Origin of the sequence: Stenotrophomonas sp. (genome assembly GCF_035634915.1) — a bacterium.
Taxonomy (GTDB): Bacteria; Pseudomonadota; Gammaproteobacteria; order Xanthomonadales; family Xanthomonadaceae; genus Stenotrophomonas.
This window is the reverse complement of the sequence record NZ_DASQCB010000002.1, coordinates 161,740-173,815: the sequence shown is the minus strand read 5'-3', so window position 1 is coordinate 173,815 and position 12,076 is coordinate 161,740. Positions and strand designations below refer to the sequence as shown.

Here is a 12,076-nt window from a genome sequence, read left to right as displayed (position 1 = left end):
CATTCCTCGTTCATGTTGCGGTGCGTCGATTCTAGCCAATGGGCCGCCGCCACCGTCCCGGCTGGACACTGGCGCGGCAAAGCCGTACCCTAGGCACCATTGCACGTGGCTTGATGCAGCAGCCCGTCGGTTTTTGCGGCCAACGCAGCCCCCGACGACCGTCCCGCTGCTTCGAACCGGACCAACCGGCCGGGTCACGTAGACGACCTCCCCGTAGTTCCGTCGCCGCCGTTCCCTGCGGCGCGTCCTGCTGTTTGATATGTGTGGAATCGCGCCGATCCCGGCGTGTCTGGTGCCTGGCGCGCCGCGACTGGTCCGTTGCAATCCTGATGTCCATTAGATGACTTCCGAACTCGCGCTCGACGCGAACCCGCCAACCCGGCCGCCCGCCCCCCAGCAGCAGGAAATGCCGCTGGCCGTGGTGCATGGGCAACCGGTCCTGCAGATTCCGCAGGACCTGTACATCCCGCCGGACGCGCTGGAAGTCATCCTGGACGCCTTTGAAGGTCCACTGGACCTGCTGCTGTACCTGATCCGCCGGCAGAACCTGGACGTGCTGGACATTCCCGTGGCCGAGATCACCCGGCAGTACGTGGAATACATCACTGTGATGCGCGAGCTGCGTTTCGAGCTGGCCGCCGAGTACCTGGTGATGGCTGCCATCCTGGCCGAGGTGAAGTCGCGCATGCTGCTGCCGCGCCCGGTCAGCGAGGACGGCGACGAGGCCGACCCGCGCGCCGAGCTGGTGCGCCGGCTGCAGGAGTACGAACGTTTCAAGCAGGCCGCCGAGGATATCGACGCCCTGCCCCGCCAGGACCGCGACACCACGGTGGCGCACGCCTTCATGCCCGAGCGCGCCGCGGTGAAGCTGCCGCCGCCGGTGGACCTGAAGGAAATGCTGCTGGCCCTGCACGACGTGCTCAAGCGCGCCGAGCTGTTCAGCGGCCACGCCATCAAGCGCGAGGCCCTGAGCGTTCGGCAGCGCATGGGCGAAGTCCTGGGCCGGCTGGAAGACGGGAAGTTCTACCGTTTTGAAGGGCTGTTCACCGCCGAAGAAGGCAAGCTGGGCGTGCTGGTCACGTTCCTGGCGGTGCTGGAACTGGCCAAGGAACAGCTGCTGGACATCGTCCAGGAAGAACCGCTGGCGCCGATCTACGTCAAGTCCCTGGCCGCCGGCAACACCAACGCCCCGCTGCAGTTCAGCAGCGAGTTCGACGACAACGACGCCGCCAACGAGAACGAGTGAGCGCTGAACTGCCGATGGACCAAACGCTGATCAACCGCATTGTCGAAGGTGCCCTGCTGGCCTCCAGCCAGCCGCTCACCCTGACCCAGCTCAAGGATCTGTTCCCGGAAGAGGAACCGGCACCGCCGGGCAGCATCGAACGTGCGCTGGAGCGCCTGCGCGAAGGCTGCGAAGGCCGCGGCGTGGAACTGGTCGAGGTCGCCTCCGGCTTCCGCTACCAGGTGACCGGCGAAGTGCACGGCTGGATCAGCCGGCTGTGGACCGAACGCAAGACCCGTTACACCCGTGCCACCCTGGAAACCCTGGCGCTGATCGCCTACCGGCAGCCGATCACCCGTGGCGAGATCGAGCAGGTGCGCGGCGTGGCGGTCAGCAGCAACATCATCCAGGCACTGGAAGAACGCGAATGGATCCGCGTGGTCGGCCACCGCGACGTGCCCGGCAAGCCGGCCCTGTTCGGTACCACCAAGGGCTTCCTGGACTACTTCGGCCTGAAGCGCCTGGATGAACTGCCGCCGCTGTCGGAACTGAAAGACCTGGGCGAGCTGGAACCACAGCTGGCGCTGGACCGTGATGGTCCCGCCGTTGCCGGTGCCGCCGGCCCGGACATCAGCGCCGACCCCGATGCGGCCGCCAATGATGATGCCGGCCTGCAGGGCGGCGATGGCCACACCGAGAATTCCGCCGACGCGGCAACTGCTGCGCCGGCCACCGATGAGCAAGCACCTTCGCCCCACGATGATGGGCACCCCGATTCCGCGCCGGGCGAGCGCGCGGTGCCAGTGAACGAACGCGAAGACAACGCCGTCGCGACGACGACCGTGGCTGTTGACCAAGCCGATTCCGAACCAGAGGCCGACCTCGAAACCGTCGGCCGGAGCAAAACTGATGAGTGACACCCCCCGTAACAAGCTCTCGCTGAAGCGCGAAGCCACCTCCGAACAGTTCAAGCTGGAAGAGCGCCTGCACAAGGTGCTGGCCCAGGCCGGCCTCGGCTCGCGCCGTGCGCTGGAACAGCGCATTGCCGAAGGCCTGGTCAAGGTCAACGGCGAAGTCGCGCAGACCGGCATGTCGGTCAAGAGCGGCGACAAGATCGAGCTGGATGGCCGTGGCTTCGTCGCCACCGCCCTGGCCGAGCCGTCGCGCGTGCTGGTCTACAACAAGCCGGAAGGCGAAGTGACCACCCGCGAAGATCCCGAAGGCCGCCCGACCGTGTTCGAATCCCTGCCGCCGCTGAAGGGCGCGCGCTGGATCGCCATCGGCCGCCTGGACATCAACACCACCGGCCTGCTGCTGGCCACCACCGACGGTGAACTGGCCAACGCCATGATGCACCCGTCGTTCGAGGTCGAGCGCGAATACGTGGTGCGCGTGCGCGCCCCGGAAGGCGAAGAAAAGGTCTCCGACGCCATCGTCGACCGCCTCGCCCGTGGCGTGGCGCTGGAAGACGGCCCGGCCAAGTTCGACGAGATCGAACGCATCGGCGGTACCGATTCGCACGACTGGTTCCGCGTCGTGGTGAAGGAAGGCCGCAACCGCGAAGTGCGCCGCCTGTGGGAATCGCAGGGCTGCCAGGTCAGCCGCCTCAAGCGCACCCGCTACGGCAAGGTCAGCCTGCCGCGCGAACTGGTGCGTGGCCACTCGGTGGAACTGCCCACCGCCCAGGTCGAAGCCCTGCGCGCGCAGCTGAAGCTGGAAGAAGGCGCGCCGTCGGCACTGACCCTGCAGCCGGTGATCGGCCAGCGTCGCGCCGCCAAGACCACCGTGCGCGTGCGCGAAGGCGGTCGTGGCAATGCCTACGTCAACGGCCACAGCACCGCCGATGAAGGCCGCGAACTGCGTCGCTTCGACAACGTGCGCGAAGATCGCGGCCGTGGTCGCGGCGGCAAGGGTGGCGGCTTCAAGGGCGGCCTGACCGTCAGCGGTGAAGCGGCGGCCAAGCAGTCGCAGAAGCCGTTCAAGCAGCGCGCACCGAAGAATGACCGTTCGCTGCCGGAAGGCAACCCGGCCGCATTCCGTACCTGGTACGTGCCGGATGGCGTCAGCACCGGCCCGAGCGGCCACCGCAACGCCGGTCCGGGCGCACGTGGCCCGGGCGCCCGTGGTCCGGGTGCAGGCGGCCAGGGCCGTCCGTACGGCAAGCCGAAGGGTCCGGGCGCAGGCGCAGGCGGCGGCCAGGGCCGCGGCGGCTTCGGCGGTGAAGGCCGTGGTGGCGCCGGTGGTGGCCAGGGTCGTCCGGCCGGTGCGGGCAACCGCTCGCAGGGCCAGGGCAACAAGCATCCGTACGGCCATCCGGGCAACGCCCCGAGCTTCCCGTCCGACCACGCCAACCCGGGCTTCAACCCGTACGGCAGTGCGCGTCCGGCCGGCAACGGTCGTCCGGGCGGCAATCGCGGTCCGGGCGGCAACCGTGGCCCGGGTGGTCCCGGTGGCAACCGTGGTTCCGGCGGCCCGGGTGGCAACCGTGGCCCGGGCGGCCCCGGCGGCAACCGCGGTCCGGGTGGCCCGCGCCGCAGCGGCCCGCGCGGCGGCTGATCCAACCCAACCAGGACGGAACGATCGATGACACGGATGTTGTCCCCGGGCGCCCGCCTCGGCGCCCTGCTGGTCCTGATGCTGGTGGTGGGCGGTTGCCAACGCGCCGCCGACCGCCTCAAGCAGGAGCTGGCCGCTTCGCAGAACCCGTGGCCGAAGTCCTCCCCGCTGCACGCGCCGACCGACCGACTGGTACGCCGGCTGATCGTCGACCCGCGCTACATGGAACGCATCAAGCAGGCGGGCAGCAAGGAAAAGGCCATCCAGGCCGGCGCACAGTTGAGCCTCGATGGCATCGCGCGCCTGCCGCCGCAGCGCCTGGAGCAGCGCGCCAGGGTCATGGCCGCGATCCTGCACGCCATGCCGGTGAAGGACTGCGCGCAGATCTCACGTGCGACCAGCGCTGTCGAAGTGGCGCGACTGAGCACGGTGTTCTTTGCCCAGCTGGAAAAGCTCCCGCCCGCAGACATCGACGCCTGGTTCGAGATGAGCTACCAGGCCAGCCTCGCCGAGCTGGAGCAGCGCCCGCCCAGCAAGGTCAGTGAAGCGCAGATCCAGGCGGCATCGGAGGCGTTCATGGCCAGCCTGCCGAACGACGCCGCGCGCGCCCGCGCCGTGGCCGTGCTGCCACACATGGAAACCGCCCCACCGGCTGACGCCTGCTGGGCATCGCGCACGATGTTCGACGCAGTGGCGACCCTGCCCAAACCGCACCGCGGCACGCTTGCCTGGCTGTTGGCGCAGCAGTAGACCGCGCACCTTGCAGCCTTGAAAAAAAGGGGACGGAGGGGATCAAGTCGTTTGTGCACAAACGACTTGATCCCCTCCGTCCCCTTTTTTGTGGTCAACGGCGGCTGATGGTGAAGGCGGTGCCGTCCACGCCCAGGTCCCAGCCCTTGCCGGTGCCGGACAGGGCCAGCGAGACGTCGCCCTTGGTCATCACCTGTGCGTTGCTCGACTTGACCGCGCCTGCGTGCGCGCCCACCGAGGCATAGGTGCCCAACAGCTCGTTGATGCCCACTGCACCGGTGAAGCTGCCGCGGCCATTGGTGATCTTCGACTTGCCCACGGTCAGGCCGCCGCCCTTGAGCTCGATGCGCACCGGCATGCTGGCGCCGTTGCTGCACTGGAGGGTGCCGTTGCCCGACGCGGTCTTGTAGATCAACGACCAGCCGGACAGGTTGTAGCGCAGATGGCAATCGAGGTTGCCACCGGCGTGTGCAGCCGGGGCGAGCGAGGCTGCGGCCAGCGCCAGCAGCAGGACAAAGGGCTTGTTCATCGGCAGGACTTCCACTTCAGGTCGGACTGGCCGCGAATCTAGCAGCGCGCGCGTGCACGGTGGATGCAGGCGCGCGAGGCGGTGTGGCAAGCGTTCAGCCGCCACACCGGGGCCGGTCTCAGGCCCGTTCGTCCAGGTGGAACGCATCGGCATCGAGCATCGCCGGGAAGCGCGCGCGGTGCGCGGCCAGAGCCTCGGCCGAGATGGTCGTGGTGACCACCTGCTCGCGTTCGCGGATCTCCACCTGCGGCTGGCCGAGGAAGTCGATCACCGCGCTGTCGCCGGCGTAGTTCAGCTGGTTGCCGTCCACGCCGATGCGATTGACCGCTGCCACGAAGCACAGGTTCTCGATCGCCCGTGCGCGCAGCAGGGTCTTCCACGCGTAGGCACGCGCCGACGGCCAGTTGGCCACGAAGATCTGCAGGTCGAAATCCATCTGCCCTGCCCGCTCCACATTGTAGCGGTTGCGGCAGAACACCGGGAAACGCAGGTCGTAGCAGACCTGCGGATTGATCCGCCAGCCCCTCCATTCCACGCTCAGGCGGTCGCGGCCGGCGGCGTAACGCTCGTGCTCGCCGCCGTAACGGAACAGGTGGCGCTTGTCGTAGTGCTGCAGCGCGCCGTCCGGCGTGGCGAACAGCAGGCGGTTGTACACGCCTTCACCATCGCGCAGTTGCACGCTGCCGATCACTGCCGCGTCGAGCGCCTTGGCCTGCTCACGCACCCAGGCCACGGTCGGGCCGTCCATGCCTTCGGCCTGGGCGATGGCATGGTTGGAGAAACCACTGGTGAAGGTCTCCGGCAGGATCACCAGGTCGGTGCTGCCAGCCAGCGGTGCCAGCAGCGCGCCGTAGTACCCTCGGTTGCCCGCCGGGTCATGCCAGCGGGTGTCGCCCTGGACGAGGGAAATGCGCAGGTCCTGCATGGTCGTCACGTCCTCAGAGCAGGCGCAGGCGTTCGATCGCCGCGTCCAGGGTCGCTTCGTTCTTGGCGAAGCACAGGCGCACCAGGCGCTGGCCGACCGGCGCGGTCTCGTAGAACGGCGACAGCGGGATGGCGGTGACGCCCTTCTCGATGGTCAGCCACTTCACGAATTCGTGGTCGGGCAGATCGCTGATGGCCGAGTAGTCGACCAGCTGGAAGTAACCGCCGGGCACCGGCAGCGGCTTCAGGCGGGTGCCGGCCAGTTGTTCGCGGAAGCGGTCGCGCTTGGCCTGGTAGAACGCGCCCAGCTCCAGGTGGTGCTCGGGCTCGTCGCGGATCATCGCGGCGAAGCCGTACTGCGCCGGGCCGAAGCTGGTGAAGGTGTTGTACTGGTGCACCTTGCGGAACTCGGCGGTCAGCAGCGGCGGCGCCACCGCGTAGCCGATCTTCCAGCCGGTGCAGTGGTAGGTCTTGCCGAAGCTGGAAATGACGAAGGTGCGCTCGCGCAGTTCCGGGTAGCGCAGCGCCGATTCGTGGCGGCGGCCGTCGTAGATGATGTGTTCGTACACCTCATCGGAAATCAGGTAGATCTGCGTGCCACGCAGCAGGTCGGCCAGCGCCTGCATGTCGGCCTCGTCCAGCATCGCACCGGACGGGTTGTGCGGGGTGTTGACCATCAGCATGCGGGTGCGCGGGGTGATCGCCGCACGCACGCGGTCCCAGTCGACGGCGAAAGTCTGCGGGTCCAGCGGCACGTGCACGGCGACGGCGCCGGCCAGCTCGATGGCCGGTTCATAGCAGTCGTAGGCCGGGTCCAGCACGATCACTTCCTCGCCGGCACGCACCACGGCGTGGATGGCGTTGAAGATCGCCTCGGTGGCACCGCTGGTGACGGTGATCTCAGTGTCCGGGTCGATGGTGGCGCCGTACAGGTCCAGCGACTTCTGTGCGATGGCCTGGCGCAGCGGGGCCACGCCGGTCATCGGCGGGTACTGGTTCAGGCCGGCGGCCATCGCCTTGGTGGTTTCGTCGATCAGGCGCTGCGGCGCGGAGAAATCCGGGAAACCCTGGCCCAGGTTGACCGCGCCGTGTTCGGCGGCGAGCTGGGACATCACGGTGAAGATCGTGGTACCGACCTTGGGAAGCTTGGTGGTGGGCTGCATCGGCCTGGGGAATGGGGAGACAAGGGCTGAAAGTGTACGAAATCCACGCCCTGACCGTGGACTCGGCCGGTAGCGCCGGGTCATACCCGGCGGCTCTTTGCATATTCCCTGCCGCCGCCGGGCATGGCCCGGCGCTACCGGGGCAGCATTCATCGCTACAATTGCCGCCGCACTCCGGCACGAAGACCCCTGCCCCTTGAACACCCCAGCATTGCTGGCCGCCAGCGGCCTGAGCTTCTCCCGCAATGACGAACCCGTGTTCGGCCCACTGGATTTCCACGTGGACGCCGGTGAGGCCCTGCTGGTGCAGGGGGGGAATGGTGCCGGCAAGACCACCCTGCTGCGCGTGCTGGCGGGGCTGGCCCGCCCGGGTGCCGGCCAGGTCCGCATCGACGGCAAGCAGGCCAGCAACACCGAGCGTGCCCGCTATGTCGCCTACCTCAGCCACCTGCCGGCGCTGAAGCCGGACCTGGACACGCTGGAGAACCTGCATTTCCTGTGCGGGCTGCATGGCCGCCGGGCCAAGCAGATGCCCGGCAGCGCGCTGGCCATCGTCGGCCTGGCCGGCTACGAGGACACCCTGGTGCGACACCTGTCGGCCGGGCAGAAAAGGCGCCTGGCGCTGGCCCGCATCTGGCTGTCGCCGGCGCCGCTGTGGCTGCTCGACGAACCCTACGCCAACCTCGATCTGGATGGCATCAACCTGGTCAACCGGATGATTTCGGCGCATCTGCGCGGCGGCGGTGCCGCCCTGGTCACCACCCACGGCGCCTATGCCGCGCCGCCGGTACGCACGCGCCTGCTGGAACTGCGTGCGCCCGGGCAACCGGCCGCAACCGTACCGGGAGGTGCCGCATGATCGCCCCCGGTACCGAACCGGGCCTGTGGCAGACCGCACGCGCGCTGTTCTCGCGCGACCTGCGCCTGCTCTGGCGCCGCCGCGGCGATGCACTGCAGCCGGTGCTGTTCGCCCTGCTGGTGGTGGTGCTGTTTGCGCTGGCGCAGGGCCGTGACCCGCAGCCGCTGGCGGCCACCGCCGGTGCGGTGCTGTGGCTGGCGGTGCTGCTGGCCGGACAGCTGGCGCTGGATTCGCTGTTCCGTTCCGATGCCGAGGATGGATCGCTGGAACAATGGCTGCTGGCCCCCGTGCCGTTGGCCTGGCTGGTGCTGGTGCGCGTGCTGCTGCACTGGGCCACCACCGCGCTGCCGCTGATCGTGGTCAGCCCGCTGCTGGCGGAAATGCTGCATCTGCCGCATGACCAACTACCGATGTTGCTGGCATCGTTGCTGCTGGGAACACCGGTGCTGAGCCTGATCGGTGGCGTGGTCGCCGCGCTGACCGTGGGCATCCGGCGCTCTGGTATTCTCGTGGCGTTGCTGTCGTTGCCGCTGTACGTACCGGTGCTGGTGTTCGGTGCGGGCAGCCTGGCGGCGGCCAGCCGCGGGCAGGATCCGGTCGCTGCGCTGCTGATGCTGGGCGCGGGACTGGTGGTCGCCCTGCTGCTGGCACCGCTGGCGACCGCTGCGGCCATCCGTATTTCCCTGAGTTGAACGGGCAGAGAGCCAATCCACCCCTGCTGGATAGCCGTCACGCATGAATCCGATCGTCCGCTGGTTCCATCAACTCGGTTCGCCGCCCACCTTCGATCGTTTCGCTGCCCGCTGGTCGCGTGTGTTCTACATCGCCGCGCTGCCGGTGCTGCTGGTCGGCCTGTGGCAGGCGCTGCTGGTGGTGCCGCCGGAAGCACGCCAGCTGGACAGCTTCCGCATTCTCTACATCCACGTGCCCAGCGCCTGGATGAGCCTGTTCGTTTTCGCGCTGATGGCCCTGTACGCCGCCATCGCGCTGATCTGGCGCATCAAGATCTGCGAGATCCTGGCCATGGCCTGCGCGCCGATGGGCGCCGGCTTCACCCTCATCACCCTGCTCACCGGCAGCATCTGGGGCAAGGGCACCTGGGGCACCTGGTGGGACTGGGACCCGCGCATGACCAGCGAACTGGTCCTGCTGTTCCTGTACCTGGGGGTCATCGGCCTGTACCACGCCATCGAGGACCGCCGCAGCGCCGCGCGCGCGGCAGGCCTGCTGGCCATCGTCGGGGTCAGCCTGCTGCCGGTCATCCGTTATTCGGTGGACTGGTGGGGCGGCCTGCACCAGCGCCAGTCGATCAGCGTGTTCGGTGAATCGGCGATCAGCAGCGCGATGATCGCGCCGCTATGGTGGATGGTCATCGGCACCAAGTTCTGGTTCGCCGGTTCGGTGCTGGCCAAGGCACGCGCCGATAACCTCGACCGCGAGGCCGGCAAGGCCTGGGTCAGTGAACGCGTGGAGGATGCGCTGCGATGACCCACCTGCCCTTCGTGATCGGCGCCTATGCGGTGTTCGTGCTGGTACTGCTGGCCGATGCCATCGGTTCGTGGCTGCGCCTGCGCACCGCGCGCCGCCAGGCACAGTCGCGCCAGCAGCGGCAGCAGGCCCGGCAAACCGCGCAGCAGGCTGCCCCGCCGCTGTCGGCGGAGCTGGAACGATGACCCCCGTACAGCGCCGCCGCCTGGCCTGGGTGCTGCTGGCCCTGCTCGCCTCGGGCCTGGCTACCGCGCTGGTGGCGATGGCGTTGGAACGCAATATCGCCTACCTCTACACGCCATCGGAAGTGCTGCGCGGCGACGTCGATGCGCAGACCCGCTTCCGCCTCGGCGGCATGGTGGTCAAAGGCTCGTTCAACCGCCCGCTTGGCTCGCTCGACGCGCGCTTCAAGGTCACCGACGGCGATGCGCAGCTGGCCGTGCTGACCTCGCGCATCCTGCCGGACATGTTCGCCGAGGGCACCGCCGTGGTCGCCAGCGGGCGCCTGCAGGACGGTGTCTTCGTGGCTGATGAAGTGCTGGCCAAGCACGATGAGAAGTACGTGCCCAAGGAAGTAGCCGACAAGATGGGCGATGCCCATCGCAAACACGACGTGCCGGTACCGGCCACCGAGGTGCGCTGAGTGCTGCCAGGCGCGTTGCCAGAGCTGGGCCAGATCCTGCTGCTGTGTGCGTTGCTGGCCTCGCTGCTGCAGGCCGGCCTGCCGCTGGTGGGCGCGCAGCGCGGCAACGACGCGTGGATGGCGGTGGCCCGACCGGCCGCCTTCGCCCAGCTGCTGCTGGTGGCCGGCGCCTTCGCGGTGCTGACCGCCGCCTTCGTACAGCAGGACTTCTCGGTGCGCTACGTGGCCGAGAATTCCAATTCACTGCTACCCATGGTCTACCGCTATTCGGCGGTCTGGGGCGCGCACGAAGGTTCGCTGCTGATGTGGGCGCTGGTGCTGGCGCTGTGGACTGGTGCAGTGGCGCTGTTCTCGCGGCGCCTGCCCGCGCCGGTGCAGGCCCGCGTGCTGGCGGTGATGGGCGTGGTCAGCGTCGGCTTCCTCGCCTTCCTCATCTTCACCTCCAACCCGTTCCTGCGGCTCAACCCGGCGCCGCTGGAAGGCCGCGACCTCAACCCGCTGCTGCAGGACCCGGGCCTGATCATCCACCCGCCGATGCTGTACCTGGGCTACGTGGGCTTTGCCGTGCCGTTCGCCTTCGCCGTGGCCGCCCTGCTGGAAGGCCGCGTGGACGCGCGCTGGCTGCGCTGGACGCGGCCGTGGACCAACGTGGCCTGGGGCTTCCTGACCCTGGGCATCGCGCTGGGCAGCTGGTGGGCCTACTACGAGCTGGGCTGGGGCGGCTGGTGGTTCTGGGACCCGGTGGAAAATGCCAGCTTCATGCCGTGGCTGGTCGGCGCGGCGCTCATCCATTCGCAGGCCGTCACTGAAAAGCGCGGCACCTTCGGCAGCTGGACCCTGCTGCTGGCCATCGCCGCCTTCGCGCTGTCGCTGCTGGGTACCTTCCTGGTGCGCTCGGGCGTGCTGACCAGCGTGCATTCATTCGCCGCCGATCCTTCGCGCGGCCTGTTCATCCTGGTGTTCCTGTCGCTGCTGGTGGGCGGCAGCCTGCTGCTGTACGTGCTGCGCGCCAGCGGCCTCAGCGTGGATGCAGACGATCCGCGCCGCGGCTTCACCGCCACCTCGCGCGAAACCCTGCTGCTGGCCAACAACCTGCTGCTGGCCACCGCCTGCGCGATGGTGTTGCTGGGCACCCTGTATCCGCTGCTGGCCGACGCCCTTTCGCTGGGCAAGATCTCGGTCGGGCCGCCTTACTTTGGCAGCCTGTTCCTGCTGCTGATGGCGCCGATGGTGCTGCTGCTGCCGTTCGGCCCGCTGGTGAAGTGGCAGCGTGACCAGCCGTCGCGCGCGTTCGCCCTGCTGGCGCCGTGGCTGGGCCTGGCCGTGCTGCTGGGTGCACTGGCCTGGTGGCAGGCCCCGCAGAACGGGTGGAAGGCCGGCCTCGGCGTAGCGGCGGCCGCCTGGGTCGGGCTGGGCACCGCGCGCTTCGTCTGGCAGCGCCTGCGTGGCAATGGCCGCTTCACTGGCGAAATGCTCGGCATGATCGTCGCCCATGCCGGCGTCGCGGTGTTCCTGGCCGGCGCGCTGCTGGTGGAAGCCCTGAACGTGCAGCGCGAGGTCGCGCTGGCACCGGGCCAGCAGGTGGTGGTCGGCCGCCATGAAGTGCGCTTCGAAGGCGTGGACCATCGCGAAGGCCCCAACTTCACTGCCGACCGCGGCCATCTGCGGGTGTTCCGCAACGGCCGCGAACTGGCCCTGCTGCACCCGGAAAAGCGCCAGTACGCCAGCGGCGGCCAGGTGATGACCGAAGCCGGCATCGATGCACGCCTCAGTGGCGATGTCTACGTGGCATTGGGCGAGCCGCTGGGCAACAATGCATGGGCGGTACGGGTGCACATCAAGCCCTTCGTGCGCTGGATCTGGCTGGGCGCACTGCTGATGGCCCTGGGCGGATTCATCACCACCGCTGATCGCCGTTTCCGTCGTCCGTAGGAGTTTG

The 12,076-nt window shown here is 68.5% G+C and carries 13 protein-coding genes; 10 read left to right on the top strand and 3 right to left on the bottom strand.

The window, feature by feature from the left end; genetic code table 11:
* Nucleotides 1-340: 340 nt before the first annotated feature.
* The 4 genes from VER16_RS02075 to VER16_RS02060 are packed head-to-tail and all read left to right on the top strand — an operon-like array spanning nt 341 to nt 4,531.
* Nucleotides 341-1,246: a ScpA family protein gene (locus VER16_RS02075; RefSeq protein ID WP_324805208.1), complete on the top strand. Its 906-nt coding sequence runs from the start codon at nt 341-343 to the stop codon at nt 1,244-1,246.
* Nucleotides 1,247-1,260: 14 nt separating this feature from the next.
* Nucleotides 1,261-2,142 (top strand): SMC-Scp complex subunit ScpB, encoded by an 882-nt coding sequence (gene scpB, locus VER16_RS02070; RefSeq protein ID WP_324805402.1) that lies wholly within the window; start codon nt 1,261-1,263, stop codon nt 2,140-2,142.
* Nucleotides 2,135-3,781, top strand: coding sequence for a pseudouridine synthase (locus tag VER16_RS02065; RefSeq protein WP_324805207.1), 1,647 nt, complete (start codon nt 2,135-2,137; stop codon nt 3,779-3,781). The genes scpB and VER16_RS02065 overlap by 8 nt, the downstream gene beginning before the upstream one ends.
* A gap of 27 nt (nt 3,782-3,808) precedes the next feature.
* Nucleotides 3,809-4,531 (top strand): hypothetical protein, encoded by a 723-nt coding sequence (locus VER16_RS02060; RefSeq protein WP_324805206.1) that lies wholly within the window; start codon nt 3,809-3,811, stop codon nt 4,529-4,531.
* A 94-nt stretch (nt 4,532-4,625) separates the two neighbouring features.
* Here VER16_RS02060 and VER16_RS02055 read toward each other — a convergent pair whose 3' ends face one another.
* The 3 genes from VER16_RS02055 to VER16_RS02045 all read right to left on the bottom strand — a co-directional run bounded on the left by VER16_RS02055 (nt 4,626) and on the right by VER16_RS02045 (nt 7,147).
* Complete coding sequence (locus VER16_RS02055; RefSeq protein WP_324805205.1) at nt 4,626-5,060, bottom strand: hypothetical protein; 435 nt, start codon at nt 5,058-5,060, stop codon at nt 4,626-4,628.
* A 118-nt stretch (nt 5,061-5,178) separates the two neighbouring features.
* On the bottom strand, nt 5,179-5,985 hold the full coding sequence (locus tag VER16_RS02050; RefSeq protein WP_324805203.1) for an amidohydrolase: 807 nt from the start codon (nt 5,983-5,985) through the stop codon (nt 5,179-5,181).
* A 13-nt stretch (nt 5,986-5,998) separates the two neighbouring features.
* Entirely contained in the window at nt 5,999-7,147 is a 1,149-nt protein-coding gene (locus VER16_RS02045) for a pyridoxal phosphate-dependent aminotransferase (RefSeq protein WP_324805201.1), read from the bottom strand.
* 97 nt (nt 7,148-7,244) lie between these two features.
* Between VER16_RS02045 and ccmA the strand changes: the two genes are divergently transcribed.
* Genes ccmA through VER16_RS02015 form a run of 6 tightly spaced genes read left to right on the top strand, consistent with a single transcriptional unit; the run spans nt 7,245 to nt 12,069 of the window.
* Complete coding sequence (ccmA, locus tag VER16_RS02040) at nt 7,245-8,006, top strand: heme ABC exporter ATP-binding protein CcmA (protein ID WP_414716004.1); 762 nt, start codon at nt 7,245-7,247, stop codon at nt 8,004-8,006.
* A complete protein-coding gene (ccmB, locus tag VER16_RS02035) occupies nt 8,003-8,698 on the top strand; it encodes a heme exporter protein CcmB (protein ID WP_324805198.1) in 696 nt (231 codons plus the stop codon). The genes ccmA and ccmB overlap by 4 nt, the downstream gene beginning before the upstream one ends.
* A gap of 43 nt (nt 8,699-8,741) precedes the next feature.
* Nucleotides 8,742-9,494, top strand: coding sequence for a heme ABC transporter permease CcmC (ccmC, locus tag VER16_RS02030; RefSeq protein WP_324805197.1), 753 nt, complete (start codon nt 8,742-8,744; stop codon nt 9,492-9,494).
* The gene (gene ccmD / locus VER16_RS02025; RefSeq protein WP_324805196.1) at nt 9,491-9,679 is read left to right on the top strand and encodes a heme exporter protein CcmD; all 189 of its coding nucleotides are present in this window, start codon (nt 9,491-9,493) and stop codon (nt 9,677-9,679) included. The genes ccmC and ccmD overlap by 4 nt, the downstream gene beginning before the upstream one ends.
* A complete protein-coding gene (gene ccmE / locus VER16_RS02020) occupies nt 9,676-10,137 on the top strand; it encodes a cytochrome c maturation protein CcmE (RefSeq protein ID WP_324805195.1) in 462 nt (153 codons plus the stop codon). Before ccmD ends, ccmE begins: the two co-directional genes overlap by 4 nt.
* Nucleotides 10,138-12,069 carry a heme lyase CcmF/NrfE family subunit gene (locus VER16_RS02015; protein ID WP_324805194.1) on the top strand — a complete coding sequence of 644 codons (1,932 nt, stop codon included), beginning with the start codon at nt 10,138-10,140 and terminating at the stop codon, nt 12,067-12,069.
* Nucleotides 12,070-12,076 lie beyond the last annotated feature (7 nt).

Excerpts from the sequence above, each read along its gene's own strand:
- ccmE (WP_324805195.1), top strand. The coding sequence starts at position 9,676 with ATGACCCCCGTACAGCGCCGCCGCCTGGCCTGGGTGCTGCTGGCCCTG.
- VER16_RS02050 (WP_324805203.1), bottom strand. The coding sequence starts at position 5,985 with ATGCAGGACCTGCGCATTTCCCTCGTCCAGGGCGACACCCGCTGGCAT.
- VER16_RS02060 (WP_324805206.1), top strand. The coding sequence starts at position 3,809 with ATGACACGGATGTTGTCCCCGGGCGCCCGCCTCGGCGCCCTGCTGGTC.
- ccmB (WP_324805198.1), top strand. The coding sequence starts at position 8,003 with ATGATCGCCCCCGGTACCGAACCGGGCCTGTGGCAGACCGCACGCGCG.
- ccmD (WP_324805196.1), top strand. The coding sequence starts at position 9,491 with ATGACCCACCTGCCCTTCGTGATCGGCGCCTATGCGGTGTTCGTGCTG.
- VER16_RS02045 (WP_324805201.1), bottom strand. The coding sequence starts at position 7,147 with ATGCAGCCCACCACCAAGCTTCCCAAGGTCGGTACCACGATCTTCACC.
- ccmC (WP_324805197.1), top strand. The coding sequence starts at position 8,742 with ATGAATCCGATCGTCCGCTGGTTCCATCAACTCGGTTCGCCGCCCACC.
- scpB (WP_324805402.1), top strand. The coding sequence starts at position 1,261 with ATGGACCAAACGCTGATCAACCGCATTGTCGAAGGTGCCCTGCTGGCC.
- VER16_RS02055 (WP_324805205.1), bottom strand. The coding sequence starts at position 5,060 with ATGAACAAGCCCTTTGTCCTGCTGCTGGCGCTGGCCGCAGCCTCGCTC.
- VER16_RS02065 (WP_324805207.1), top strand. The coding sequence starts at position 2,135 with ATGAGTGACACCCCCCGTAACAAGCTCTCGCTGAAGCGCGAAGCCACC.
- VER16_RS02075 (WP_324805208.1), top strand. The coding sequence starts at position 341 with ATGACTTCCGAACTCGCGCTCGACGCGAACCCGCCAACCCGGCCGCCC.